This window comes from Mesorhizobium sp. P2_B11, assembly GCF_056404855.1.
In genome coordinates, this window is record NZ_JBFUDF010000001.1 from 451,100 (window position 1) to 476,713 (window position 25,614).

General features: G+C 63.0%; 27 protein-coding genes, 1 tRNA gene and 1 riboswitch. Of the genes, 12 read left to right on the forward strand and 16 right to left on the reverse strand.

Features of this window, described 5'->3' with window-relative positions; all coding sequences use genetic code 11:
* Positions 1-912 (forward strand): ornithine carbamoyltransferase, encoded by a 912-nt coding sequence (gene argF / locus AC1DYJ_RS02035; protein WP_352587336.1) that lies wholly within the window; start codon positions 1-3, stop codon positions 910-912.
* A gap of 112 nt (positions 913-1,024) precedes the next feature.
* A complete protein-coding gene (locus AC1DYJ_RS02040; RefSeq protein WP_477279524.1) occupies positions 1,025-2,056 on the forward strand; it encodes an Hsp33 family molecular chaperone in 1,032 nt (343 codons plus the stop codon).
* Between the two features lie 189 nt (positions 2,057-2,245).
* On the opposite strand, the gene apaG is transcribed toward AC1DYJ_RS02040, so the two are convergent.
* Complete coding sequence (gene apaG / locus AC1DYJ_RS02045) at positions 2,246-2,638, reverse strand: Co2+/Mg2+ efflux protein ApaG (protein WP_477279526.1); 393 nt, start codon at positions 2,636-2,638, stop codon at positions 2,246-2,248.
* A gap of 210 nt (positions 2,639-2,848) precedes the next feature.
* Between apaG and AC1DYJ_RS02050 the strand changes: the two genes are divergently transcribed.
* The 3 genes from AC1DYJ_RS02050 to AC1DYJ_RS02060 all read left to right on the forward strand — a co-directional run bounded on the left by AC1DYJ_RS02050 (position 2,849) and on the right by AC1DYJ_RS02060 (position 4,687).
* On the forward strand, positions 2,849-4,003 hold the full coding sequence (locus AC1DYJ_RS02050; RefSeq protein ID WP_477279528.1) for a ceramide glucosyltransferase: 1,155 nt from the start codon (positions 2,849-2,851) through the stop codon (positions 4,001-4,003).
* 83 nt (positions 4,004-4,086) lie between these two features.
* Positions 4,087-4,377 carry a BrnT family toxin gene (locus tag AC1DYJ_RS02055; RefSeq protein ID WP_477279530.1) on the forward strand — a complete coding sequence of 97 codons (291 nt, stop codon included), beginning with the start codon at positions 4,087-4,089 and terminating at the stop codon, positions 4,375-4,377.
* On the forward strand, positions 4,361-4,687 hold the full coding sequence (locus tag AC1DYJ_RS02060) for a BrnA antitoxin family protein (RefSeq protein ID WP_477279532.1): 327 nt from the start codon (positions 4,361-4,363) through the stop codon (positions 4,685-4,687). Before AC1DYJ_RS02055 ends, AC1DYJ_RS02060 begins: the two co-directional genes overlap by 17 nt.
* 21 nt (positions 4,688-4,708) lie before the next feature.
* Here AC1DYJ_RS02060 and AC1DYJ_RS02065 read toward each other — a convergent pair whose 3' ends face one another.
* Positions 4,709-5,899 carry an O-succinylhomoserine sulfhydrylase gene (locus AC1DYJ_RS02065; RefSeq protein WP_477279534.1) on the reverse strand — a complete coding sequence of 397 codons (1,191 nt, stop codon included), beginning with the start codon at positions 5,897-5,899 and terminating at the stop codon, positions 4,709-4,711.
* A 57-nt stretch (positions 5,900-5,956) separates the two neighbouring features.
* Positions 5,957-6,034, reverse strand: a riboswitch (SAM riboswitch).
* A 137-nt stretch (positions 6,035-6,171) separates the two neighbouring features.
* On the opposite strand from AC1DYJ_RS02065, the gene AC1DYJ_RS02070 reads away from it, so the two are divergent.
* Together AC1DYJ_RS02070 and AC1DYJ_RS02075 are read left to right on the forward strand one after the other, a co-directional pair.
* Complete coding sequence (locus tag AC1DYJ_RS02070; RefSeq protein WP_477279536.1) at positions 6,172-7,266, forward strand: 2'-deoxycytidine 5'-triphosphate deaminase; 1,095 nt, start codon at positions 6,172-6,174, stop codon at positions 7,264-7,266.
* A 96-nt stretch (positions 7,267-7,362) separates the two neighbouring features.
* On the forward strand, positions 7,363-8,133 hold the full coding sequence (locus tag AC1DYJ_RS02075; protein WP_477279538.1) for an ABC transporter substrate-binding protein: 771 nt from the start codon (positions 7,363-7,365) through the stop codon (positions 8,131-8,133).
* 196 nt (positions 8,134-8,329) lie between these two features.
* On the opposite strand, the gene araD1 is transcribed toward AC1DYJ_RS02075, so the two are convergent.
* The 4 genes from araD1 to chvE form a co-directional block, all read right to left on the reverse strand.
* Positions 8,330-9,325 (reverse strand): AraD1 family protein, encoded by a 996-nt coding sequence (gene araD1 / locus AC1DYJ_RS02080; protein WP_477280196.1) that lies wholly within the window; start codon positions 9,323-9,325, stop codon positions 8,330-8,332.
* A 290-nt stretch (positions 9,326-9,615) separates the two neighbouring features.
* Positions 9,616-10,902 (reverse strand): multiple monosaccharide ABC transporter permease, encoded by a 1,287-nt coding sequence (gene mmsB / locus AC1DYJ_RS02085; protein ID WP_477279539.1) that lies wholly within the window; start codon positions 10,900-10,902, stop codon positions 9,616-9,618.
* Positions 10,899-12,431 carry a multiple monosaccharide ABC transporter ATP-binding protein gene (mmsA, locus tag AC1DYJ_RS02090; protein ID WP_477279541.1) on the reverse strand — a complete coding sequence of 511 codons (1,533 nt, stop codon included), beginning with the start codon at positions 12,429-12,431 and terminating at the stop codon, positions 10,899-10,901. Before mmsA ends, mmsB begins: the two co-directional genes overlap by 4 nt.
* A gap of 122 nt (positions 12,432-12,553) precedes the next feature.
* Positions 12,554-13,624 (reverse strand): multiple monosaccharide ABC transporter substrate-binding protein, encoded by a 1,071-nt coding sequence (chvE, locus tag AC1DYJ_RS02095; protein ID WP_023688685.1) that lies wholly within the window; start codon positions 13,622-13,624, stop codon positions 12,554-12,556.
* Positions 13,625-13,920: 296 nt separating this feature from the next.
* Here chvE and AC1DYJ_RS02100 point away from each other — a divergent pair, with 296 nt between their 5' ends.
* A complete protein-coding gene (locus tag AC1DYJ_RS02100; RefSeq protein ID WP_477279543.1) occupies positions 13,921-14,910 on the forward strand; it encodes a LysR family transcriptional regulator in 990 nt (329 codons plus the stop codon).
* A gap of 91 nt (positions 14,911-15,001) precedes the next feature.
* On the opposite strand, the gene AC1DYJ_RS02105 is transcribed toward AC1DYJ_RS02100, so the two are convergent.
* Both AC1DYJ_RS02105 and AC1DYJ_RS02110 read right to left on the reverse strand, forming a co-directional pair.
* Positions 15,002-16,132: a glycosyltransferase family 2 protein gene (locus AC1DYJ_RS02105; protein ID WP_477279545.1), complete on the reverse strand. Its 1,131-nt coding sequence runs from the start codon at positions 16,130-16,132 to the stop codon at positions 15,002-15,004.
* Complete coding sequence (locus AC1DYJ_RS02110) at positions 16,126-16,698, reverse strand: polysaccharide biosynthesis C-terminal domain-containing protein (protein ID WP_477279547.1); 573 nt, start codon at positions 16,696-16,698, stop codon at positions 16,126-16,128. The genes AC1DYJ_RS02105 and AC1DYJ_RS02110 overlap by 7 nt, the downstream gene beginning before the upstream one ends.
* A gap of 204 nt (positions 16,699-16,902) precedes the next feature.
* On the opposite strand from AC1DYJ_RS02110, the gene AC1DYJ_RS02115 reads away from it, so the two are divergent.
* Positions 16,903-17,361, forward strand: a complete 459-nt coding sequence (locus AC1DYJ_RS02115; RefSeq protein WP_477279549.1) for a hypothetical protein — start codon at positions 16,903-16,905, stop codon at positions 17,359-17,361.
* A gap of 66 nt (positions 17,362-17,427) precedes the next feature.
* Here AC1DYJ_RS02115 and AC1DYJ_RS02120 read toward each other — a convergent pair.
* The 4 genes from AC1DYJ_RS02120 to AC1DYJ_RS02135 all read right to left on the reverse strand — a co-directional run bounded on the left by AC1DYJ_RS02120 (position 17,428) and on the right by AC1DYJ_RS02135 (position 20,196).
* A tRNA-Gly gene (locus tag AC1DYJ_RS02120) sits at positions 17,428-17,501 on the reverse strand.
* 93 nt (positions 17,502-17,594) lie between these two features.
* Positions 17,595-19,025, reverse strand: coding sequence for a sensor histidine kinase (locus tag AC1DYJ_RS02125; protein ID WP_477279551.1), 1,431 nt, complete (start codon positions 19,023-19,025; stop codon positions 17,595-17,597).
* On the reverse strand, positions 19,022-19,696 hold the full coding sequence (locus tag AC1DYJ_RS02130) for a response regulator transcription factor (protein ID WP_477279553.1): 675 nt from the start codon (positions 19,694-19,696) through the stop codon (positions 19,022-19,024). The genes AC1DYJ_RS02125 and AC1DYJ_RS02130 overlap by 4 nt, the downstream gene beginning before the upstream one ends.
* A 110-nt stretch (positions 19,697-19,806) precedes the next feature.
* A complete protein-coding gene (locus AC1DYJ_RS02135) occupies positions 19,807-20,196 on the reverse strand; it encodes a hypothetical protein (protein ID WP_477279555.1) in 390 nt (129 codons plus the stop codon).
* On the opposite strand from AC1DYJ_RS02135, the gene AC1DYJ_RS02140 reads away from it, so the two are divergent.
* A complete protein-coding gene (locus tag AC1DYJ_RS02140) occupies positions 20,105-20,374 on the forward strand; it encodes a hypothetical protein (protein WP_477280215.1) in 270 nt (89 codons plus the stop codon). The two genes, AC1DYJ_RS02135 and AC1DYJ_RS02140, sit on opposite strands and share 92 nt — an antisense overlap.
* Positions 20,375-20,482: 108 nt before the next feature.
* Here AC1DYJ_RS02140 and AC1DYJ_RS02145 read toward each other — a convergent pair whose 3' ends face one another.
* The gene (locus AC1DYJ_RS02145) at positions 20,483-21,076 is read right to left on the reverse strand and encodes an outer membrane protein (RefSeq protein ID WP_477280197.1); all 594 of its coding nucleotides are present in this window, start codon (positions 21,074-21,076) and stop codon (positions 20,483-20,485) included.
* 403 nt (positions 21,077-21,479) lie between these two features.
* Here AC1DYJ_RS02145 and AC1DYJ_RS02150 point away from each other — a divergent pair, with 403 nt between their 5' ends.
* Positions 21,480-21,743, forward strand: a complete 264-nt coding sequence (locus AC1DYJ_RS02150; RefSeq protein ID WP_477279557.1) for a DUF6460 domain-containing protein — start codon at positions 21,480-21,482, stop codon at positions 21,741-21,743.
* Between the two features lie 10 nt (positions 21,744-21,753).
* Here the strand turns inward: AC1DYJ_RS02150 and AC1DYJ_RS02155 are convergent, their stop codons facing one another.
* Complete coding sequence (locus AC1DYJ_RS02155) at positions 21,754-22,656, reverse strand: histone deacetylase family protein (RefSeq protein WP_477279559.1); 903 nt, start codon at positions 22,654-22,656, stop codon at positions 21,754-21,756.
* Between the two features lie 132 nt (positions 22,657-22,788).
* On the opposite strand from AC1DYJ_RS02155, the gene AC1DYJ_RS02160 reads away from it, so the two are divergent.
* Positions 22,789-24,126, forward strand: coding sequence for an MATE family efflux transporter (locus tag AC1DYJ_RS02160; protein WP_477280198.1), 1,338 nt, complete (start codon positions 22,789-22,791; stop codon positions 24,124-24,126).
* Here AC1DYJ_RS02160 and AC1DYJ_RS02165 read toward each other — a convergent pair.
* Together AC1DYJ_RS02165 and AC1DYJ_RS02170 are read right to left on the reverse strand one after the other, a co-directional pair.
* Positions 24,123-25,199 (reverse strand): quinone-dependent dihydroorotate dehydrogenase, encoded by a 1,077-nt coding sequence (locus AC1DYJ_RS02165; RefSeq protein WP_477279561.1) that lies wholly within the window; start codon positions 25,197-25,199, stop codon positions 24,123-24,125. The two genes, AC1DYJ_RS02160 and AC1DYJ_RS02165, sit on opposite strands and share 4 nt — an antisense overlap.
* On the reverse strand, positions 25,196-25,546 hold the full coding sequence (locus AC1DYJ_RS02170; RefSeq protein WP_477279563.1) for a DUF952 domain-containing protein: 351 nt from the start codon (positions 25,544-25,546) through the stop codon (positions 25,196-25,198). Before AC1DYJ_RS02170 ends, AC1DYJ_RS02165 begins: the two co-directional genes overlap by 4 nt.
* Between the last annotated feature and the right edge of the window lie 68 nt (positions 25,547-25,614).

Here is a 25,614-nt window from a genome sequence, read left to right on the forward strand (position 1 = left end):
ATGTCACTTCGCCATTTCACCGATCTTTCCGCCGTTTCTGAAGGCGATCTGCGGTTCATGCTGGACGATGCGGTGGTGCGCAAGGCGCGCCTCAAGGCCGGCGAGCGCACCAGGCCGCTCGAAGGCAAGGTGCTGGCGATGATCTTCGACAAGCCGTCGACGCGCACGCGCGTGTCCTTCGACGTCGGCATGCGCCAACTCGGCGGCGAGACCATCATGCTGACCGGCACCGAGATGCAGCTCGGCCGCTCCGAGACCATCGCCGACACGGCCAAGGTGCTGTCGCGTTATGTCGACGCCATCATGATCCGCACGACCTCGCATGAACGGCTGCTCGAACTGACCGAGAACGCCACCATCCCGGTCATCAACGGGCTGACCGATGACACCCATCCCTGCCAGCTGATGGCCGACATCATGACCTTCGAGGAGCATCGGGGTCCGGTAGCCGGCAAGACCATCGCCTGGACCGGCGACGGCAACAATGTGCTGCATTCGCTGCTCGAAGCCTCGGCGCGCTTCCGCTTCAACCTCAATGTCGCGGTTCCGGAAGGCAGCGAGCCGGCGCAGAAGCATATCGACTGGTCGAAGACCAATGGCGGTAAGCTGCATTTCACCCGCTCGCCCGAGGAAGCCGTCGACCAAGTCGATTGCATCGTCACCGATTGCTGGGTGTCGATGGGCCAGGAACACCGCGCCCGCGGCCACAATGTCTTCTCACCCTATCAGGTCAATGCGGCGCTGATGGCGCGGGCCAAGCCCGACGCCCTGTTCATGCACTGCCTGCCGGCGCATCGCGGCGAGGAGGTGACCGACGAGGTCATCGACGGGCCGCATTCGGTGGTCTTCGACGAGGCCGAGAACCGGCTCCACGCCCAGAAGGCCGTGCTCGCCTGGTGTCTTGGGGCTTGAAGTGTCTTGGTGCCTGACGTGCTTGGGCGCTTGATCTGGGGCGGCGTGATGCCTATCTGCGCCGCATCACGCAAATCAAGCGCGTTTGGACGCATGCACCCCTCCGGGCCGCATGGCCGCGCCCTGGAGCTTTGTCATGTTGGAAACGCATCAAGTGACTGAACATCACCCCAAACTCGGCGAGTTCGGCTATGCCGGCGACGATCACGTCGTGCCGTTCGAGGTCGGCCCGCTCGACGTGCGCGGCCGCACTGTGCAGCTCGGGCCGATGCTCGACGCCATCCTCAGCCGCCACGACTATCCCGAGCCGGTTGCCCGCCTGCTCGCGGAAGCCTGTGTGCTGACGGTGCTGCTCGGCACCTCGTTGAAGTTCGAGGGCAAGTTCATCCTGCAGACCCGCACCGACGGGCCGGTCGACATGCTTGTCGCGGATTTCTCCACGCCCTCGGCATTGCGCGCCTATGCCCGCTTCGACGCCGACCGGCTGGAAGCCTTGGTGGCCGCTGGCGAGACCTCGCAGCAGACGCTGCTGGGCAGCGGCGTGCTGGCGTTGACCATCGACCAGGGCGCGCACACGCAGCGCTATCAGGGCATCGTCCAGCTCGACGGCGAGACGCTGGAAGACGCCGCGCGCACGTACTTCCGCCAGTCGGAACAGATCCCGACTGACCTCAGGCTGTCGGTGGCCAAGCTGCTGACGCCGGGTCCCGGCGGCGCGCGCGAACAGTGGCGGGCCGGCGGCATCCTGGCGCAGTTTCTGCCGCAGTCGCCCGAGCGCATGCGCGTGCCTGATATCTCAGGCGGCGACGGCGATCCGCGCGATGTGACGCAGGAGCCGGCCGACAATTCGTGGCGTGAGCTGGTGGCGCTGCTCGGCACCATCGAGCCGACCGAACTGATCGACCCGACCATCGGCGCCGAACGGCTGCTCTACCGGCTGTTCCACGAACATGGCGTGCGCGTCTTCGGTGGCGTGCCGGTCGCGGATCAGTGCTCCTGCTCGCGCGACAAGATCCGCGGCATCCTTGAAGGCTTCTCGGCGCAGGAGATCAAGGACTCGACCGAGGATGGCGGCATCCACGTCGCCTGCGAGTTCTGCTCGAAGCAGTACGACTTCGACCCGGCGGAATTTGCGAAGCAGTGACGCCTTTTCCTTCTCCCCGTTCCACTGGGAGAAGGTGCCCGAAGGGCGGATGAGGGGCGGCGCGACCATCAGTGAATGGCCGCGCGTATTTCGCCGCGATGTATGTTCACGAAATCAATCTCAAAAGCCGGCGCCGCCCCTCATTGCCCTGCCGGACATTTCTCCCCGTATAGTGACGGGGAGAAAGAGCTAATTCACCGTTCGCCGCGTCCCCGGCAGATCCAGCGAAAACGCGGGAATAGCGATGTCGAACGTCTCGCCCTTTTTGTTGCGCATGGTGTAGTGACCGACCATGATGCCCGACGGCGTCGATAGCGGGCAGCCGGACGTGTATTGATAGCTGTCGCCGGGATTGAGCTCGGGCTGATCGCCGACGACGCCGGCGCCGCGCACTTCCTCGACCCGGCCTGTGCCGTCGGTGATGTGCCAATAGCGTGACATAAGCTGCACGAACTCGTCCGACTGGTTGTCGATCGTCACCTGGTAGCCCCAGACATAGCGGTTCTCCTGGGGATCCGAGCGATCCTCCAGGTAGAACGGTCTGACCTGCACTTCGATGTTGCGCGTGACGGCGCGGTACATAGGCTGCTCCAAACGACACCAACGGACCTGTCGGCGCTCTTGCCGTACGCCCGCATTAGGCCTCATGCGCAGGTGCCGAACAACAATGTCATTTAAGTGACACACGACAATGGTGGTGTGCATGAAACCATGTCGGGCGACTCAGCGCTCTGTCGAACTGTTGAAAACGGCCCATTCCTGGCCGCTTTTTCCCGGAGTGACCAGATCTCGATGGAACTGACAGTCATAGCAGCGCTGCTTTCGACACTCCTGCTTCTCTCCAATCTCGCCAGCATTGTGCTCGCCTCGCTCAGCCTGAGGCGGCCGCGCCCGATTGCGCCGCCGGCCAGAAAGGCGCCGCCGGTCTCGATCGTCGTGCCCTCGCGCGGTGTCGAGCCGTTCACGCAGGAGACGCTTGCCCGCGCCTTCTCGCTCGACTGGCCGCGCTATGAGCTGATCTTCTGCGTCGCCCATGCCGAAGACCCGGTGGTCAAGCTCATCAACGCCGCGATCGCCGGCCATCCCGAGATCCCGGCGCAGCTCCTCATCGGCGATGACCGGGTCAGCGCCAACCCCAAGCTCAACAACTGCGTCAAGGGCTGGCAGGCGGCGCAGCACAATTGGGTCATCCTGGCCGATTCCAACGTGCTGATGCCTGTCGACTATGTCCAGCATCTGATGGCGGCCTGGCGGCCGGACACCGGGCTTGTCTGCTCGACCCCGATCGGCTCGCGGCCGGATGGTTTTTGGGCCGAGGTCGAATGCGCCTTCCTCAACACGCTGCAGGCGCGCTGGCAATATACCGGCGAGGCGCTGGGCCTCGGCTTTGCCCAGGGCAAGAGCATGCTGTGGAACAAGCCGATGCTCGACGCCAATGGCGGCATCGAGGCGCTTGCCGCCGAGATCGCCGAAGATGCCGCCGCGACCAAGCTGGTCAATGGGCTCGGCCTGCGCGTCAATCTCGTTGCCTCGCCCTTCGAACAGCCGCTCGGGCAGCGTACCTTTGCCGAGATCTGGTCGCGCCAGACGCGCTGGGCGCGGCTGCGCCGCGTCACCTTCCCGCTGTTCTACACGCCCGAAATCCTGACCGGCGTCGCGGTGCCGCTGCTGCTGGCGCTGGTCGCGGCGGCAAGCGCCGGCGTCAGCCTTCCCAGCACAGCTTTGGGCGTCCTGGCCTTTGCCTATGTGCCGGAATGCCTGCTTGCCTGGGCCAAGGGCTGGTATCTGTCGCCGCGCATCGTCACCGCCATGATCGTGCGCGATGTGATGCTCCCCGCCATCTGGTCGCGCGGTTGGCTCGGCGGCGCGGTCGAATGGCGCGGCAATGCCATGACCATCCGCACCAAGGCGATGACGGAACTGGAAGAGGCCTCGTCGGGCGCCTGAAGGCGACGGTTCGGCTTGATTCCAGAGGCTATTATCGTATACACAAAAATTATTGAACTGCCCTATTTTTGTGTATACATTAATTGTGGAATGCGCTGGCCGCGATGCAGTTCGAGTGGGATGAGAACAAGGCAAAGGCCAACAGAGCCAAGCACGGCGTGGATTTTGCGATCGCTCCGTCTTTCGATTTCGCCAATGCTCTTATCAGGCTCGATGACAGTGAGGACTTTGGCGAGGATCGTCTCGTTGCCATCGGGCTGATCGACGTTAGCGTCTATGTGATGGTTTATGTCGAGCGACGCCACGCCATCCGCGTTATTTCGCTACGCAAGGCCACAAGGCAGGAAATTACGGACTATGTCGAAAACCTCTAAGACGATCGTGCGCCGCGAGGCTACTGCGCCAAGGCAGTCGCGTGCCGATGCTTTGGCGCTCGCCGGCAAGGCACGCGCTGCGATGACCGACGAAGAAGACGCAGCGATTACGGCTGCCGCCGAGGCCGATCCGGATGCCCAACTGACCGATACGGTTTCGCGCCGCAAGGCTGGCCGGCCGCCGCTTGCACGGCCAAAGCGCGCCATACAGTTGCGTCTCGACGCCGATGTTCTCGAACGCTTCAGAGCTGATGGCGATGGCTGGCAGACGCGCATGAACGAAGCCCTGCGCAAGGCAGTGGGCCTGTAGTTCCCGGTCTGCCGCTTTCCGCTATTTGGCCGCCTTCAGTGCCTGCGCAACGTCCTCAAGCAGATCGTCCGTATCCTCCAGACCGACCGACAGTCTCAGCGTTCCCGGTCCGATGCCGAGTTCGGCGCGTGCCTCGTCGCTGAGGTTCTTGTGCGTCGTCGTCGCCGGATGGGTGATCAGGCTTTTGGCGTCGCCGAGATTGTTGGAGATCAGCACGATGTCGAGCGCGTTCTGCAAGGCGAAGGCCGCCTGCTTGCCGCCCTTGACGTCGAGGCAGATCAGCGTCGAGCCGCCCGTCATCTGCTTCTTGACGACATCGGCCTGCGGATGGTCGGCGCGGCCGGGATAGATGACGCGGGCGATCTGCGGCTGCCCGGCGAGGAAATCGGCGATCTTGCCGGCACTTTCCGTCTGCTGGCGCACGCGCACCGGCAGTGTCTCCAGGCCCTTCAGCAGCGTCCAGGCGTTGAACGGCGACAGGCTCGGCCCGGTATGGCGGAAATAGTCGTGCAGATTCTCGTCGATCCACTTCTTGTCCGACAGGATGATGCCGCCGAGACACCGTCCCTGGCCGTCAATGTGCTTGGTTGCGGAATAGACGACGATATGGGCGCCGAGCTGCAACGGCTTCTGCTGCAAGGGCGTGGCAAAGACGTTGTCGACAATCAGCCTGGCGCCGATCGAGGTGGCGAGCGAGGCGACGGCTGATATGTCCACCACTTCCAGCGTCGGATTGGTCGGGCTTTCCAGGAAGAACAGTTTTGTGTTCGGCCTGACCGCCTTTTCCCAGTTGGCGATGTCTGTGCCGTCGACCAGTGTCGCCTCGATGCCGTATTTCGGCGCCAACGTCTCGACCACCCAGCGGCAGGAACCGAACAGCGCGCGCGCCGCAACGATATGGTCGCCGGCCTTGGCGCTGCACAGCAGCGCCGCCGTCACCGCCGCCATGCCCGACGCCGTGGCGCGGGCATCTTCGGCGCCTTCCAGCGCGCACATGCGCTTTTCGAACATATCGACGGTCGGGTTGGCGTAGCGCGAATAGATGAAGCCGGGCTCTTCGCCCTTGAAACGGGCTTCGGCGGCCTGCGCCGTCTCATAGACATAGCCCTGGGTGAGGTACATCGCTTCCGACGTTTCGCCGAACTGGGAACGCAGCGTTCCCCCGTGCACGAGTGCGGTCTGAGGCTTCCAGTTACGCTTCTTGGTGCTCATCGCTTTTGTTCCAGACACAAAAAAACCGGCCGCGAAAGTCGCAACCGGTCCATACGGCCTTGCGGCCCGACGGTCCTTTAGCGACTTGTTTAACGTGGCTGCAAGCCGACCGGCCAAATCACCACGGGATAACGACCCTTTAGACCTCAGCCATGCTTGCGTCAATTGCCGGCTTCATTAAGAGGTTTGTACCAAGGCAGGTTCCGCAAAAGTGTCCAGCGGTTTTGCGGGCAAGAACCTGCCACATAGAGGCCTTCGAGCGGAGCCAGCCTTTGCGGCAGACAGGCATTCTTCCCGATCAGGACATTTCCGCGCTGTTTCAATCCGGCGCGTTGAAGTCGCCGCGCGCGCTCGATTCCGATCAGGTCCAGCCGGCGAGCCTCGATCTCAGGCTCGGCGACAAGGCTTTTCGCGTGCGCGCCTCGTTCCTGCCAGGTCCAGATCATCTGGTGGCCGACAAGCTTCACCGGCTGAAACTGCATGAGTTTAGTCTCTCCGAGGGCGCGGTGCTGGAAACCGGCTGCGTCTACATCGTGCCGCTGCTCGAAAGCCTGGCGCTGCCTGCAAATGTCTCCGCCTCGGCCAATCCGAAGAGTTCGACCGGGCGGCTCGATATCTTCACCCGGGTGATGACCGACCGCGGCCACGAGTTCGACAAGATCGCCGCCGGCTATCACGGGCCGCTCTATCTCGAAGTCAGCCCGCGCACCTTCCCGATCGTCGTACGCGCCGGCTCGCGCCTGTCGCAGATCCGCTTCCGCACCGGCAATGCCTTGCTGTCGGAGGCAGAGCTGAACGAATTGCACCGCGCCGAGATGCTGGTCGCCACCGAGCCGCCCAACATTTCCGGCGGCGGCATTGCGCTGTCGATCGATCTCGACGGCGATCAGAACGGCCTGGTCGGCTATCGCGGCAAGCATCACACCGGCCTGGTCGATGTCGACAAGCGCGCCGCGCAGGACGCCGTCGACTTCTGGGAGCCGCTCTACAAGAGCGGCGCCGGCGAACTGGTGCTCGATCCCGACGAGTTCTATATCCTGGTCTCGCGCGAAGCGGTGCACGTGCCGCCGCTCTACGCCGCCGAAATGACGCCGTTCGATCCGCTGGTCGGCGAATTCCGCGTTCACTATGCCGGCTTCTTCGATCCGGGCTTCGGCCATTCGGCCTCAGGCGGCACCGGCAGCCGGGCGGTGCTCGAAGTGCGCAGTCATGAAGTGCCGTTCATCCTCGACCATGGCCAGATCGTCGGCCGGCTGGTCTACGAACACATGCTCAAGCGGCCCCAGGCGCTCTACGGCACCGACCTCGGCTCCAACTATCAGGCGCAAGGCCTGAAGCTCTCCAAGCATTTCCGCACCGCCGGCTGACCCTCGATCACAGGCGGGCAAAATACTTGCCTGCGTCGGCTTGCCATGCTTGGCTGTCCCTGCTGCCGGAAAAACAACGGCTTAAGGGGAACAAACATGCAGATTTCAAAATGGATTGTCTCGGCGGCAACGGCCGCCGTGCTGGTGATCGCGGCCGGTTCGATGGCGCAGGCGCAGGAGAAGTTGAAGATCGGCACCGAGGGCGCCTATCCGCCCTTCAACACCATTACATCGGACGGCAAGGTCGAGGGCTTCGACATCGACATTGCCAATGCGCTGTGCGCGCAAATGAAGGTTGAGTGCGAGATCGTCACCCAGGACTGGGACGGTATCATCCCGGCCCTGCAGGCGAAGAAGTTTGACGCCATCATCGCGTCGATGAGCATCACCGAGGAGCGCAAGAAACAGGTCGCCTTCACTAACAAATACTACACCACGCCGCTGGCGCTGGTGGCGCCGAAGGACAGCGAGCTCACCTCCACCGAACCGGCAGCCCTCGCCGGCAAGACGGTGGGCGCGCAGGCCTCGACCACCCAGGCCGACTACGCCCAGAACGCCTATGGCAAGGCGGGTGCGGAGGCAAAACTGTATCCGACCCAGGAAGAGGCGATCACCGACCTGCAGAATGGCCGTCTCGATGCGGTCATCTCTGACAAGTTCGTGCTGATGGACTGGCTGAAGAAGGCGAGCGACGGCTGCTGCAAGCTGGTCGGCGACGTCAAGGGCACGGAGACGCAAGCTGGCATCGCCGTGCGCCTGGAAGACACGGCGCTACGCGACAAGCTCAACGCGGCGATCGACGCGATTGTTGCCGACGGCACGTACAAGAAGATCCAGGCGAAGTATTTCGATTTCGATATTTATTGAGACGCGGGAACTGCTGATCTCCCCCCTCGTGGGGGAGATGCCCGGCAGGGCAGAGGGGGGCGCGAAGGAACGCGGCCTCTTCGAGGCTAAGAAAAAAGTTCGAAGGTAGGGGCTGGCTAGATCGGAAACGCTGGCGGGACAGCGCCCCCCTCTGGCCTGCCGGCCATCTCCCCCACGAGGGGGGAGATCACCCAGTTTACAACGCCTTCACCGCCACCTTCACCGGCTGCTCGATCTCCAGCGGGTTGCGCAGCGGCAGGCCGAAATCCCCGGCTTCGATCTCGAAGACGTCGCCGGCCTCAGTCCTGATGCCGTCGGCGAAGGACAGCGTCGCCGTGCCGAACATGTGCACATGCACGTCGCCCGGTTGGCGGAAGGCCGAGTATTTGAAGTGGTGATGCTCGAGATTGGCGATGGTGTGCGACATGTTCGCTTCGCCCGACAGGAACGGCTTTTCCCACAAAAGATTGCCATCACGCAGGATGCGCGATGCGCCCCTGATGTCGGCCGGCAGTTCGCCGATCAGGATCTCCGGCCCGAACGATGCGTTGCGCAGCTTGGAATGCGCCAGGAACAGGTAGTTCACCCGCTCGGTGACGTGGTCGGAAAACTCGTTCGACAGCGTGAAGCCGACGCGGAAGGGCGCGCCGTCATCGCCGATGACATAGATGCCGGCGATCTCCGGCTCCTCGCCGGCGTCCTGCGCAAAGGCTGGCGACATCAGCGCAGCACCAGGCGCCACCGCCATGGTGCCGTTGCCCTTGTAGAACCATTCCGGCTGCACGCCGGTCTGGCCCTTGGCCGGCTTGCCGCCCTCCAGCCCCATGCGGAACATCTTCATGGAATCGGTGAGCTGCTCCTCGCCGCCGTCGCTGAGTTTCTTGTGCATGGAATCGCGCGTTGCCGCAGAGCCCAGATGCGTCAGCCCGGTGCCCGTCAGATGCAGATGCGCGGGATCGGGATGGTTGATCGGCGACACCAGCCGGCCCTTCTTGTAGACAGCGTCGAGGTCGACGGCTTCACCGTATCCCTTGCGCTCGATCAGCGCGGCCAGCCCGGTGCCGGTGCGGGCGGCTTCCATCGCCAGCGAATAGACGCTGCGCGCGCCGTTGATGACCCTGGTCTTGCCGCCGCCATTGCGGGCAACGACGCGGATGGTCTCGGCGTCGTCGAGGATCTGGGAGATCAGCATGATGAAACCCTCTCTCATGTGCCTTGGCCCGGTTGCGTCTTGGCAAACCTTGACCTGCGCGGCTCGGACCTCGCCGCGCCACGGGTTGAACTCTTCGTCCGGATTGCGCTCGCGGGCTTGATCCCCAGGGGGACTTCTGTGCCGACAACTTGCCGGCAGCGCCGCGAGCGTATGCCTCCTGCTTGCCTCGTGGGAGCGGTTCAGGTTTGAGCTAACCCGCTCCCAGTTCTTTTGTTTCTACGCAATTCCGGACGGAAAACCGCGATGCACTTTTCCTGGAATTGCTCCGGTCAGGCCTTGTTCTTGTTGTAGACGTCGAAGATCACGGCGCCGAGCAGCACCAGGCCTTTGACCACCTGCTGCCAATCGACATTGACGCCCATAATCGACATGCCGTTGTTCATCACGCCCATGATGAAACCGCCGACCACTGCGCCGATGACCTGGCCGACGCCGCCCATCGCCGAGGCGCCGCCGATGAACACGGCGGCGATGACGTCGAGCTCCGAGCCGAGGCCCGCGGCCGGCACGGCCTGGCCAAGACGCGCCGCGATGATCAGGCCGCCGAGCGCCGACAGCACGCCCATATTGATGAACACCATCAGCGTCAGCCGCTCGGTGTTGATGCCCGACAGCTGCGCCGCCTTGGGGTTGCCGCCCATTGCGTAGATGCGCCGGCCGATGGTCATGCGCTTGGTGACGAAGACGAACAGCGTGATCAGCACGCCCATCACCAGCAGCACCACCGGCAGGCCCCTGTAGCTGGCGAACTCATAGACCAGGAACAGCGCCAGCGCGCTGGCGACCAGCGTCTTGATGACGAACAGGGTGAAGGGTTCGGCTTCATAGCCGTGGCGTTCGCGCTTGCGCCGCGTCCTCACCCCGAAATAGGCATAGGCCAGCACGGCGATCAGCCCCAGCACGACCGTCGTCATGTGCAGCGTCACGCCGCTGCCCATGATGGTCTTGCCGGCCGCGTTCACAACCGGCGGGACGAGCGTCAGCGGGCCGATGACGTCTGGGATGAAGCCGGAGCTGAGCATCTTGAAGTCGTCCGGCAGCGGGCCGACCGAGGAGCCACCACCGAGCAGCGCCTGGCAGATGCCACGGAAGATCAGCATGCCGGCAAGCGTCACGATGAAGCTCGGTATCCGGTGGTAGGCGATCCAGTAGCCTTGCGCGGCGCCGATGAGGCCGCCGACGATCAGGCAGACGATCGAAACCACCAGCGGATTGCTGAGCGGTCCGAGCTGCCAGATAACCATCATGTTGGCCGCCAGCGCGCCGATGAAACCGGCCACCGATCCGACGCTGAGGTCGATATAGCCGGACACGATCACCAGCAGCATGCCCAGCGCCATCACGATGATGAAGGAGTTCTGCTGCACCAGATTCGAGAGGTTGACCGGCTTGAACAGCGTTCCCGAGGTGGTGAACTGGAAGAACAGCATGATGACGATCAGCGCGATGATCAGGCCGTATTCGCGCAAATTCGTCGTCAGCGCCGAGACGGCAATGCGTGGACGCTGTTCTTCGACGACGTTGCCCTGCGGGGCGGGGGCGCTCTCGGTGCTCATGCTGCTTTTCCTTCTCCCCGAACGATAGCGCGCATAATTTTTTCCTGGCTTGCTTCGGCCGCCGGCATTTCCCCGACGATGCGCCCTTCGTTCATGACGTAGATGCGGTCGGTGATGCCGAGCAATTCCGGCATTTCCGACGAGATGACCACGATCGCCTTACCCTCCGAGGCAAGGCGCGCGATGATCGTGTAGATTTCGTATTTGGCGCCGACATCGATGCCGCGTGTCGGCTCGTCGAGGATCAGCACCTCGGGATCGGCGAACAGCCATTTCGACAGCACAACCTTCTGCTGGTTGCCGCCGGAAAGATTGCCCGTCATCTGGTAGACGCTGGAAGCGCGGATGTTGGTCTTCTTGCGATAATCGTTGGCGACCGCAAGCTCGCGCAAATCATCGATCACGCTGTGGCGCGACACGCCGCCGAGATTGGCGAGCGTGATGTTGTGCTTGATGTGGTCGATGAGGTTGAGACCGTAGGTCTTGCGGTCCTCGGTGACGTAGGCGATGCCGTGCTGGACAGCCTTGCTCACCGTGGTGACGTCGACCGGCTTGCCCTTGAGCAGCACCTCGCCGGAGATACGGCGGCCATAGGAGCGGCCGAACAGGCTCATGGCGAATTCGGTGCGGCCAGCGCCCATCAGTCCGGCAATGCCGACCACCTCGCCCTTGCGCACATTGATGTCGATGCCCTTGATCACTTGCCGTTCGGCATGGAGCGGGTGATAGACCGACCAGTTCTTCACCTCGAACACGACTTCGCCGATCTTGGGCTCGCGCGGCGGGTAGCGGTCGTCGAGCGAGCGGCCGACCATCGAGGTGATGATGCGGTCTTCCGAGATGTCCTTCTTGGCCAGCGTCTCGATGGTGCGGCCGTCCCGGATGACGGTGACCTTGTCGGCGACCCGGTTGATCTCGTTGAGCTTGTGCGAGATCAGGATCGAGGTCATGCCTTGCCGCTTGAATTCGAGCAAAAGGTCGAGCAGCGCCTGGCTGTCCTTCTCGCTCAGCGACGCGGTCGGCTCGTCGAGGATCAGAAGCTTGACGTCCTTGCTCAGCGCCTTGGCGATTTCGACCAGCTGCTGCTTGCCCACGCCGATATCGGTGATCAGTGTCTTGGGGTCCTCATTGAGGCCCACCTTCTTCAACAAAGCGGCGGTGCGCGCCTCGTTGGCATCCCAGTCGATGACGCCGTATTTGGCGTTTTCGTTGCCGAGGAAGATGTTTTCGGTGATCGACAGCATCGGCACCAGCGCAAGCTCCTGGTGGATGATGACGATGCCCCTGTGTTCGCTGTCATGGATGCCCTTGAAATGGCATTCCTGGCCCTGGAAGATGATCTGGCCGTCATAGGTGCCTACGGGATAGACGCCCGACAGAACCTTCATCAGCGTTGATTTGCCGGCGCCATTCTCGCCGACCACGGCATGGATCTCGCCTTCCTCGACACTGAGGTTGACGTTCGACAGCGCCTTCACGCCGGGGAACGTCTTGGTGATGTCGCGCATCTCCAAAATCGTCGAGGCCATGGGAACTACCGCTCCTTGAGAGGTCGGCAAACACTGCCGGCGAGGTCGGTAACAATACCGGGCTCGCTGGTGAACGAAAAGGGGCCCTGCGTTGCGCAGGACCCCTGATTTTACAACCGAATTTACTTCAGTTCGTCGGCCTTGATGTAGCCGGAGTCGACGACCAGCGCCTGGTAGTTCGACTTGTCGACATCATGCGGCGTCAAAAGGATCGAGGGAACGACCTTGACGTCGTTGTTGTAGGTCTTTTCGTCGAGGCCGTCCGGCTTGCCGCCCGAGAGCACCTTGTCGACGAGTTCGACGGTGGCCTTGGCCAGTTCGCGGGTATCCTTGAACACGGTCGAGTACTGCTCACCGGTGATGATCAGCTTGACCGAAGCGGTCTCGGCATCCTGGCCGGTCACGATCGGCCAGGGCTGAGCGTCGGTGCCGTAACCGACGGCGCGCAGCGAGGCGGTGATGCCGCGCGACAGGCCGTCATAGGGCGACAGAACGCCATCGACGCGGCTGCCGTCCGAGTAGTTGGCCGACAGAAGGTTGTCCATGCGGGCCTGGGCGGTGGCCGCGAGCCAGCGCAGCGTGCCGACCTTGTCCATGCCGGTCTGGCCGGACTTGATCTTGATCGAACCGTCATCGATCAGCGGCTGCAGGACGGAGATGGCGCCGTTGTAGAAGAAGAAGGCGTTGTTGTCGTCCGGCGAGCCGCCGAACAGTTCGACGTTCCACGGCTTGGTGTTCGGGAAGCGCTCCTTGAGGCCCTTGACCAGCGAATTCGCCTGGATCACGCCGACGCCGAAATTGTCGAAGGTGGTGTAGTAGTCGACATTGGCGGTCTTCTTGATCAGGCGGTCATAGGCGACGACGACGACGCCGGCGTCAGCGGCCTTCTGCAGCGCATCCGACAGCGTGGTGCCATCGATCGAGGCGATGATCAGCGCCTTCGGGCCTTTGGTGATTTCGTTTTCCAGCTGGCTGAGCTGGTTGGGGATGTCGTCCTGCGCGTACTGCAGGTCGACCGTGTAGCCGAGAGCTTCGAGCTGGGACTTGACGGCGTCACCGTCATTGATCCAGCGCTGCGAGGTCTTGGTCGGCATCAGCACGCCGACAAGACCCTTGTCGGCTGCGTGCGCCGAGTAGGTCATGGCAGCAATGCCAAGGGCCGCGACGGCGGCCAGTGTCTTGATGATTTTCACGTAAAACTCTCCCTGGTTGATGGACGCGACACCTCGGGGCTTCGCGGGCCGCGCAGTCGGGCGGATGCGCCAAAGCGCCGCCGCCGTCATATCGATCTCCGGTATCCTCCCAATCGGCCCTCAGTCGCCTGATTTCAATCGATACGATTTTGCTCGTCATCGACCGTCAAGTCTTGAGGACGCGCGAAGGGTGTGTCCCTTTGCCATAACTGTCAAATGCGATCTTCGGTGGTTGCTATACCGAAACCGGTATATGACTAAAAGGGGCCGGAACATTGCTGGGAGCGGACAAGAACATGGCGACGTTGCCAAATCCTCAGGGAATTTCAGGCAGTTACGATGAATTGCCGGGCGATGGCGGAACACTTCTGCGCAGTGGCTTGAGCCTGCGCCATATGCGCATGATCGCCGCACTCGACGATCACGGTCGGGTGAGTGCGGCGGCGCAGGTGATGAACATCTCGCAGCCGGCGGCCTCGCGCATGATTTCCGAGATGGAAGCGGTGCTCCAGGTCAAGCTCTGCGAAAGGCTGCCGCGCGGCATCACGCTCACCCCTTACGGCAAGGCGCTGGCCCGGCGCGCGCGTTCGATTCTGCTCGAAATGCGCGAGGCCGACCGCGAGATTTCAGAACTCAAGGCGGGCAAGGGCGGCTCGGTGTTCCTCGGCGCGGTGACGGCGCCGGCGATCGAACTGGCGGTGCCGGCGATCCGCGAAATCCGCCGCCTCTATCCGCGCATCGAGATCACCATGCAGGTCGAGACGTCGAACGTCTTGGCGCGCGAACTGATTGCCACCCGCCATGATTTCATCATCGCCCGCATCCCCGACGACCTCAATCCGCGGCTGTTCGAATCGCGCGTCATCGGCGTCGAGAAGGCCTGCCTGATTGTGCGCCGCGGTCATCCGCTGAGCAATGGCAAGGCCGTGCGGCTGGAAGATACGGCCGCCTATGACTGGGTCTTCCAGTCCGGCGGCTCGCCGCTGCGCCAGGCCATGGAAAGCAACTTTTTGAACCGCAACATCGCGCTGCCGGACCGCATCCTCAACACTTCCTCGCTGCTGCTGACTCTGGTCATGGTGGCGCAGTCCGATGCCATCGCCCCAGTGTCGATCCAGGTGGCAAAATTCATCCAGAACCCCGACGGTCTCGCCGGCGCCATCGACGTCGTCCAGACCGAGTTCGACATCGAGGTGAGGCCCTACAGCCTGATCACGGTCAAGAACCGCGCGCTGTCGCCGGCCGCCAAGATGCTGCACGATTTCATCTTGCGGGAGGTGGGATAGCGGAACAATCGACCTCGCATTCCGCAATACTTGCCAGCCCATAGAGGCGCGTTGCCTCAATCCTGAGTGGCGACTCATGAGAGGTCGCGCGCTATTTCTTCCGGGGTTTTCTTGAACGCAGGGCTGTGGAAATCCAGCGCAACGGTGCTGTGGCGAGCCAACTGTTGGATTGATGAATCGCCAAGATATCTGCTTGACGGCCCTGCAGCGCTCGCTCGATTTCGTCCTTTTCCTGCTTTGCATCGGAAAGAGACTTTTGCAGCTCCACATTGCTTTGATGCGCCTGGTCGAACTTGTTCCCCAGCGCTGAGAGCTCCAATTGCAAGGCTGCCCGTTCAGCCTCGGCTTTCGCCAATGCTGGCCGCGTTGCGTTGATGTCCTCCCAGGCAAGCTTGGCCACCACGTCGCCGACCGCGTGACGCGTCCGCCGGCTCCACGCCGTGGGCTCGGAGCGCATCAGGCGCGAATATTCGCGCTGCTCACAACTGTCCATCGGGATCGAGACACGCAAGGCCAGCGGCCACCAGCCTGCTTTGTCCGCGATATCAAGAATCATGGCAAGTTGCGGAGACAGGGAAAAGCGAGAGTTTTTCCATCGCGCACTGAAGTGCAAAACGGTTGGAACACGACAATAACAGAAGGGGTTCTGCGGGTTTTCGTGGATGATACGCTGCCATAGTCGCCAGTCGGCCGCCGCAACTTCATCCTCCGGCCAAGCGTCTCGCAACGGCAGGGAATCGGTGCGGTAGAGGAAGCAGCTGGCCGGTATGGAGTTTCCGACTTCCACAAAGAATTTAAATTCGTCGGCCAGTTCCAGATTGGTCAGGAACGGTGCGGCGATGCCGTCGGTGGAAACCCAGAGCGCCTGGCTGTACGCGATAGCCGCTCCATTCTTGAGCCCTTCCGCCAATGTTTCAAAGTGGTCTGGAAAAAGCAGGTCGTCATCGGCGGCAAAGCCGATGAATTCGCCGCGTGCCTCTCGCAGGGCGATGTTCCTGTTTGCATAACCGTAGCTTGGTGCCTTTGGCAGATCGAAAAAGCGAATACGGGAGTCACGAAAGCCGTCGACTACGTCTTTCGTACCGGCCACGGCACCGTCGCCGACGACCAGCAACTCGAAATCCCCGACGGTTTGATCCAGAACCGATTGAATGGCCAGACCGATGACATCGACGCGTGAATGGGTCGGCATCAGAATGGAGAACCGGGGTTTGCTCACCATCCCTTAGCAGGACCGAAATCATGTGGAATGAGATCGGTATCGATAGGCAAGCGATACTTGTCGGGCTTGGCGTGGTCGTATTGTATGGTCGGAAAATTGATGACGATGACATCCGACGTCCCGATGTTGCGGTCAGCATGCCAGACAAATTTTGGAACGTTGACGAGACGCGGACGGCTACCGGAAAGGTAGACCTTCGCAATTTTACCATACGTGCTGGAGTCCGGCCTTGGATCGTAGAGAACGAGTTCCATCTCGCCGCTGATCACGAAGTAGCGGTCTTCGTGCAGCTTATGCAGGCCCCAGCCCTTCACCATCCCCGGACGAATGGTGAAAATGTAGGAAAAGACCAGCGGATCGGGATGCCAGCCCCAGCGGGGATCATAGACCTCGGTGACGCTGCCGCGATCGTCATTGTGTCGAATGCTGTCGTGAAAAGACATTCCGTCGACAACCGGCGCAATGCTTTGGCGCTGCTCATCCACCGTTTTCTGGTCCTGCAGAGCCGCTGCGAGCGTCGTTTCAAGGATATTTGGGCGACCGCCTTTTTTATTCGGATCCTTCACAAACAACTCGCTCCCTGCCGCCGCCGATCTGGGTCCGGACAGGCCTATTGTTGTTCAATGCATACGCGGAAGCAAGCTGGAGCGGGTGGCGGGCGTCTCGCTCGCGCCAGTATGACAGACTGATCGGAAGATTGATGAGCGCTGCCTAATGTTAACCATCTTGATGCTAGCGTTGGCGTCGCGAAACAAACGCGAGGCCACAGGATGCACACTGAACTGTCGCTTGCAAAGCTTGGATGGACGTTGAAGACCATGGCGATTGGGCTCTTCGCCGCCACCCTGACGGCGCTGCCCGCGAACGCGGAGACGGTGAGCCGCAATCCCGGTGGCCAGATCGTGACCTTCGCCTTGCACGTCGCCAAACTGCGCGCCGCCGACGAGCCAGTGTACTTTGACGGGGAGTGCGACAGCGCCTGCACGCTCTATCTGTCGCTGCCCGTAGAGCAGCTTTGCGTTACCCCGCGTGCATCCTTCGGCTTCCATCTGCCATACGGCGTCAGCGCTCGTCAGAACGCCGTCGCTGCCAACTACCTGCTCTCGCAATACCCCGATTGGGTGCGGCAGTGGATCGACGATCATGGCGGCCTCTCGCACACACTGATGCGGATGGAAGCCGATGAGGTGGCCATGCACCTTCCCATATGCGCCGAGGTGCAGGCGTGAACAATGTCGCAATGCGCAGGCTTGCGTCAGGCGCCGGCAAACTCCGTCTAGATCATTGATTCTTGCTGGAGCGGGTAGCGGGAATCGAACCCGCGCGTTCAGCTTGGGAAGCTGACAAGCTACCATTACATCATACCCGCGTCGGCACTTCGATATCATGATGGGCCTGCTTCGGGCAATCGCCCTTGGACAGCTCTTCGGAAACGGCTGTTGGAAACCGATTGGCGCCCGCATCAATGCCGCACTGGCAGTCCCATGCGCACCCGAGCGCCGCGCCATGAACCGTCCAGAATCCGGATCGTCCCGTCATGCAGTCTGGCGATCTGGCGGGCAAGGTTGAGGCCGAGGCCGGCGCCACGCGATTGCGGCTGCAGGCGGTAGAACGGTTCGAAGATGTTCTCGTGCTCCGCCGCTGGAATGCCGGGGCCTTCATCGCGCACTTCAAGGCCACCCGTCGCGTCGGCCGCTATGGTGATCATGCCGGCGCCGCCGCCATGGTCGATGGCGTTGCGCACCAGATTGGCCAGCGCGCGTTCGATCTGCAGCGCATTGGCCTCGACCTCCACCTTGCAGGGCGGCGGCTCAAAAGCGAGATCGTAGCCGGCTTCGATGGCGAGTGGGGCGAAGTCAGCAGCGACCCGGCTGGCCAGCTCGGCGAGATCGACGATCTGTCGCTCGTTTGCCGGGCGTTCGAGCATCTGGTGGTCGAGCAGTTGCTGTGCCAGATGCGACAAGCGCTCGATATCCATGAGCATGCGCACGCTTTGCGGCTCCTTCGTCAACAGCTCGGCGCGCGTGCGCAAAATCGCGATCGGTGTGCGCAGCTCGTGTGCTGCGTCGGTGAGGAAGCGGTTGTGCCGGTCATAGCCCTGGGCCAGCCGCGTCAGCGTCTGGTTGAAGGCCTGCACCAGCGGTGCGATCTCCTGCGGCACTTGGGCGACGGCGAGCTGCGTCGCCCTGGTGCCGATGTCGATCGCTGCCGCCTGCCGGGCGGTGTCGACAAGGCCGGCAAAAGACCGGCGGATGACCGCGGGCGTCGTCACCAGCGTGGCGATGCCCATGACGATGACGATCGGCAGCACCAGCGTGGCGATGATCAGCGCCAGCGCCGGCAAAGCGCGCTGCCAGTTGCGGCTGCCGTCGGGATTGTGGGCGACGTCGACCGTCGCCGAGATGTTGATCTCAAGCCCGTCGGTCTCGCCGCGCGATGACCGTGTCGAGGTGACGATCTGCACCAGGCCGGCCTTGGTAGCGACGTTTTCGACATAGGCCTCGGGCCGCGCATCGTCCCTGGAGAATTCAAGGGTCGCGCGGTCCACGCCACTTAGCAAGTCGCCTGGGGTTTTGGCATAGACATCGGGAATGGTGCCGGCACGAAGGGCATGGCCGCTGCTGTCACGGATGACGTACCAGAGGTGCGGGAAGCGCTCGCGGAACTGGCGAAGCTCTTCCGTTTCACGCACCTCCAGCCCACCGTCGTCGCTGCGCTCGACAGCTCCCTTCAACGCCGCGACGGCGGCCTCGTTGTCGACCAGCCAGTGCGGATTGGAGATCCATAGCGCGGCGGCGCACAGCGCGATGAAGATTGCGAGCATCGCCGCCTGCAGCAGGATCAGCCTGCGCACCAGCAGCCATTGCAGCGAGCGCGGCCGCGCCGCCTTCATGGCGTGGCCCGCAAGAGATAGCCGATGTTGCGGATCGCCCTGATCTCGATGCCGGCGGCGACATCGTCGAGCTTGCGGCGCAGCCGCGATATATGCGCATCCAGCGCATTGGAGCCGATCTCGTCATCGAGCGCATAGACGGCTTCCTCCAGCGCGCTGCGCATGATGGCCCGGCCCGGCCGGCGGATCAGCGTCTCCAGCACCAGGCGCTCGCGCCTGGGCAGTTCCAGCGCCTGATCCTCGACCAGCGCTTCGCGATGGCGGAAATCATAGGTGAGGCGGCCGACCACCGCCTGCTCGGCCCTGACCGTGAACTGGCGCCGGTGCAGCGCGCGCAGCCGCGCCACCAGTTCCTCGATGGCGAAAGGCTTGACCATATAGTCGTCGGCGCCGGCATTGAGCCCGCTGACGCGATCGTCGAGACCGCTCATCGCCGTCAGCGCGATCACCGGTGCGTCGACATGCAAAGCGCGCAGGCGCGGGATGAGGCTGAGGCCGTCGCCGTCGGGCAGGCGGCGGTCGAGCACAACGGCGTCGAATGTCCCCAGCCTCGCCATGGCCTCGGCGTCGGCCAGCGTCGACACGTGATCGACGACAAGGTCCTGGCGCTCCAGCGCGGTTTTCAGCACCGACGCCATCTCCGGCTCGTCCTCGATCAAAAGGATGCGCATGCCCGATGTCCTTCACTCATGCCGGGATGCCATTGCTGGAGCCTGCGGCAGGCGATCATGGCGGTAGACAGTTCCCGTCCCCGCCACAAGAGCCAGAAGCGCAATCGCGTTCACTCACATTCCAGCTTCGGCTGGCGGAAATTGGTGATGAACCAGCGGCCGCCGGAGGCGCGGGCATAGAAGGTGTAGAAACACTCCTGGCGTTCGACATAGCCCGGCGTCTCGGTCGTCTCATATTCGGTGCCGTGCTTGGTGTGGCGGACCTCGCCGCTGGTCGAGCCGGCAACGACATTGGTCGATGTCTTGCGCCACTGATAGGCGCGCTCGCCCGAACCGAGATCGACGATTGCGGTTGGCGGACCATAGTCGAGCACCACCGATTCGACCGGCTGTCCGATATAGTTTTTCATGATGTCGGACGCGCAGGCGGAGATCGTCAGCAAGGCCGCCGCGAGCAAGACTTTCGGGACCCATTTGCGGCCCGTTATCGACGTGGACATGAGTGTGGTTCCTGCGCTGAAAGACGACCTGCAGCTAGGCCTTGAAAATTGCCTCGACATTACGCGGCCGGCCCTGAATGGCTCCGCAAAGGTCGACGGAGAAAAGCAGTTTCCCGCGGTGGAGATCGGCGGGGGCCGCCACGGAAAACTGCTCTCCGTCAGCCAGGTCTTTTCCTGATGCATGTCGTTATCCCGGAACCGCGGCGCACTTCCGGGCGACATGCATCAGGTGAGTTGGAGCATGATCTTTTCCGAAAACCGGTTCCCACTTTTCGGGATCATGCTCCTAGAACCGGTAGTTGATACCGGCCTTCAGTTCCTGGCTGCCGATACCGGTCTTCGCTGTGCCGAAGGCCGATCTCGTCTCCACATTGGGCGTGCGGACATAGTTATATTCGATCTTGGCCGAGAGGCCGCCGGCGAAAGCCTGCTCGACGCCGCCGCCGACGAGATAGCCGAGCTTGCGGCTGTCGACGTCGCGCACGCCGCCACCCTTTTCGAACGTCGTCATGGCGACGCCGGCGGTGCCGAAAACCAGCGTCTGGTCGAAAGCGAGGCCGGCCTTGGCCTTGGCGGCGGCGCGCCATTTCTCCTTGATCTTGCCGCCTTCCACCCCGTGCTCGGCGCCGCCGAGATAGGAGCCTTCGAGCTCGGCGCCGAACACGGCCGGTCCAGTCTGGATGTTGTAGCCGGCCTGAACGCCGCCGCTCCAGCCATTACGGCCGGCAAACGGGTTCGGCATTTTGGTGAAGGCGGTACCACCATGCACGCCGACATAGGCGCCGCTCCACTGGAAGGCCGGCGGATCGGTATAGGCAGGCGTGAGATCGGCGGCCATCGCCGGTGCGTCAACGCAGATGGCAACGCTCGCCGCCGCCATGAGAATTCTGGTTTGAGTAAACACTGCAACACTCCAACGCATGCGCAACGAAACACCGCCGCGCGGATTGATCGTGGAGCCGGCCCTTGGGATGGCCGCGCTCCGGCTAGATGTCTTTCACGGGCAACAGAAATCCGCGCCGGCAAGGCGCTGCCTTGCGGTTGAAAATGTCGGCACGGCCATTGCTCTAAAGACGCGTCCTGTCTCGCAGGCGAAAATTGCACGCACATTGCGCGGATCGTAGTGGTGAAGATTTTTCTATTTATTTTCAGCAATTTATAGCTGATCTGTTTACCCGTCTTTAACGATTCCACCGGCCGGCCTGCCTTGATACGGGCGCAGCAAGTGCGTATTCGTGGGCCTGTAGCCCGAATCCGGGGCACACGAATCTGGAGGCAGGCCCTTGTCCGCAGTGACGCGCTTTCTCGGTGACTCACCCATCAGGGTGATCATCAAGCTGCTGGTCGTGTCGTTCCTCGTCGGCCTGGTGATGAACGCGTTCGGCTGGACGCCGATGGACGTCTTCTACCGCATCCAGGCGTTTTTCATCGATCTGTGGAATCTCGGCTTCAACGCCGTCTACCGCTTCTTCGGCTATATCGTGCTCGGTGCGGCGATCGTGGTGCCGGTCTTCATCCTGCTCAGGGTCGCCAACTTTCGGAAGTGAGTTTCGCCAGTCACGCGAAGCCTGCGGCCACCTCGAACAGGATGGCGTGGCGTGCTGCCAGTGACGCCACGTCCGTGGAATAGCCGCCGCCGATGACACCGCAGACCGGAATGCCCAGCGCGCGGAAATGGCCGATCACCATCGCGTCACGGGCGCGCAAGCCATCATCGCTGAGCGACAGCCGGCCGAGCCGGTCCTCGTCATGGACGTCGACGCCGGCATTGTAGAAGACGATGTCCCAGCGCGCTCTGGCCGAGAGCACCGGCAGGATGCCGCCCAGCCGCTTGAGGTAGGCCGCATCGCCGGTGCCATCCGGCAGCGCGATGTCGAGATCGGAGGCGATCTTGCGCACGGGATAATTGCGCTCGCCATGCATGGAGAATGTGAAGGCGCGTGGTTCGTCTTTCAGAATGTCTGCGGTGCCGTCACCCTGGTGCACGTCGAGATCGACGATCAGGATGTTTTGGGCGGCACCTTCGGCCAGCAGCACCAGCGAAGCGACGGCGACGTCGTTGAAGGTGCAGAACCCCGCGCCTTGCGCGCGCCGCGCATGATGGCTGCCGCCGGCGGTGTTGCAGGCAATGCCGTCGACAAGCGCCAGTCGTGCCGCCAGCACCGTTCCGCCGGTGGCGAGTTGCGCCCTCAGCGAAACACGTGGCCCCACGGGAAAGCCGATCTCGCGCTCGATCTTTTCAGGCACCGCGCAAGCGATGACCTGGTCGACATAATCAGCCGCATGGGCAAGCTTCAGCCAGGAGGCCGGCGCCGGCTCGGGCATCGACAGCGCCTCGGCCTGGATCAGACCCCGCACATGCAAGGCCTGCATCAGCAGCGGATATTTGCTCATCGGAAAGCGATGATTGACGGCGAAGCCGGCATCATAGTCGGGATGGTGGACGATCTGCAGAGGCATGGGCTGGATCCGGCGGGCTCGCGCCAGACCGGGATTTCGGTTGGCCGTCACGGCATGGGTGGTTGCACGGTGGCCGGAAAATGGGGCACATCGTCTGCTCGATCAAGCCGCAATCAGCAAGGCAGCAATCCCCTGGACACGGGTGCAACACCAGCAGGCGCGAAGCCCTTCGCCGTCACCAACCGTTCGGTGCTTGCCATCGCCGTGCCGATGACGCTCGCCTATCTGACGACGCCCTTGCTCGGCATCGTCGACACGGCGGTGGTCGGGCAGTTTGGCGACGCCGCCCTGCTCGACGGCCTGGCGGCCGGCGCACTGGTCTTCGACGTCGTCTTCAACACCTTCAATTTCCTGCGCTCCGGCACCACCGGCCTCGTCGCCCAGGCTTTCGGAGCCGGCGACGAACTGGAGGAGCAGGCCGTGTTCTGGCGCGCGGTGCTGATCGCGGTCGCCGCCGGCATCGCGCTTGCCGCCCTTGCGCCGCTGATCGCCATCGCCGGCCAGAAATTCATCGGCGGCGAACCGAGCGTCAGCGAGGCCATGGGCGTCTATATCAGGATCAGGATGCTCGCCGCCCCCTTCGCGCTGATCAACTACGCCATCCTCGGCTATGTGCTGGGGCGCGGCGAGGGCGGGCTTGGGTTGATGCTACAAGCGGTGCTCAACGGCATCAACATCGTGCTCTGCATCCTGCTCGGCCTGAAGCTCGGCTGGGGCGTCGCCGGTGTCGCCTGGGCGACCGTCACCGGCGAGTTTCTGGCCATGCTGCTGGGCCTCGCCATCATCGTCTGGCGGTTTCGGGCCGCACCGCGCCTGCCGCGGCATCGCCTGCTCGACATGGGCGCCTTCCTGCGCATGCTGTCGCTCAATCGCGATATCATGATCCGCTCGTTCTCGCTGCTCGCCGCCTTCGCGCTGTTCACCCGCCAGGGCGCACAGTTCGGCACGCTGATGCTGGCCGCCAATGCCGTGCTGATGAACTTCTTCCTTGTCGCCGGCTATTTCCTCGACGGTTTTGCCACGGCGGCCGAACAGCTGGCGGGACGCGCCATTGGCGCGCGCGCCGAAACCTCGTTCCGGCGGGCGGTGCGGTTGACGCTGTTCTGGGGTTTCGGCCTGGCGGGAACCGCGACGCTGATCTTCTGGCTCGCCGGCGCCGGCCTGGTCGCCGTGATCACCACGTCGCAGGACGTTCGCGACGTCGCGGATGTCTATCTGCCTTGGGCGGCGCTCACGCCGCTCAGCGGCGTGCTGGCCTTCCAGATGGACGGCGTCTTCATCGGTGCGACATGGTCGCGCGACATGCGCAACATGATGCTGTTGTCGTTCCTCGCCTTCAGCGCCGCATTGTTCACCTTGGCGCCGTCGCTGGGCAATCACGGCCTGTGGGCGGCGCTGCACGTCTTCCTGCTGGTGCGCGGCTTCAGCCTGCTGACGATTTTGCGGCTGAGGATGCGGACCGCTTTTTAGAGCGGCTTGGCAGCCCACTGATCGAGCCTGGCATCGCGCAACTCGCGCAGCGACTTCAGCCTTTCCCTGTCGGCAAACCGCACCATTCCGGCAAGGATGCGGCCGGGCAGCGCCGGTCCGGCATAGATCATGCCGGTGTAGAGCTGCACCAGATCGGCGCCCGCGCGGATTTTTTCCAGCGCCGTTTCGGCCGAATCGACACCGCCGACGCCGATAATGGCGCGCTCCGGACCAAGCAATCTGCGCATCTTCGCCAGCACGATGGTCGAACGCTCGAACAGCGGTTTTCCCGAGAGACCACCGGTCTCGCCTGCACCGGTCGTGCTGCGCAATCCCGTCCGTGCCAGCGTCGTGTTGGAAACGATGACGCCGTCGATCTGTTTTTCGCTGACTTCGGCAGCGATGTCCTCCAGTTCGGCTTCGACCAGATCCGGTGCGATCTTGAGGAAGATTGGCGGCTGCGCCGAAGCTGCTGCACGCGCCGACATGACCCGAGACAACAGCGCGCCGAGTTGTTCGCGCGCCTGCATGGTGCGCAGGCCCGGCGTGTTGGGCGACGAGATGTTGACGGTGAGATAGCTGGCGTATTTCGCAAAGCGCGAGACGCCCAGTTCATAGTCGCCGATGCGGTCGGCGCTGTCCTTGTTGGCGCCGATGTTGACGCCGACAATGCCGCCGCGCCCCTTGCGCGCGGCCAGGCGCTTTTCCGCCGCTTCGTGGCCCTCATTGTTGAAGCCCAGCCGGTTGATCACCGCGTCGTCCTCGGTCAGCCGGAAGATGCGCGGTTTCGGATTGCCCGCCTGCGGCAGCGGCGTCACCGTACCGGCTTCGGCAAAGCCGAAACCGAGGCCGAGCAATGCGTCGGGCACTTCGGCGTTCTTGTCATAGCCGGCGGCCATGCCGAGCGGATTGGGGAAGGCGAGGCCGCAGAGGCTGACCTTCAGCCTGTCGTCGCGAACCGGCCGCGCGCCGACCGGCAGGCCGCAGCGCAGCGCCGCGATCGACATGCCATGCGCCGTTTCCGGATCGAAGCTGAACAGCAGTTTCTGGCCGATGCGGTCGAGCACGCTCATTCGGCCTCCATCCGCGGGAACTGGTGTGCCCCGTCGGCGCCGAGCGGCAATGGTTTCACCCACAGCACGGCGCTCATGTCGAGCACGCCGTACAGATGCGGAAACAGCGCGCCGCCGCGCGAGACCTCGTATTTCAGCGCATCACCCAGCCGCGCGCCGTCGATAGCGACCAGCAGCAGCTCGGTCTGGCCGGCGAAATGCTTTGCCGCCGTTTCCTTGGCCTGTTCGGCGGTGGAAAAATGGATGAAGCCATCGGCGATGTCGATCGGAGCGCCGGTGAAGCGGCCGTTTTTCTCCGCCTCGCGCCAAAGCGCCTCGGGCGCGATCTTGTAGATAATCTGAGACATGAGTGCGCTATAGTCCGAACCGATCATGCCGGGAAGGGAACTCTTCCGCATTTACGGCGCAAAGCTGT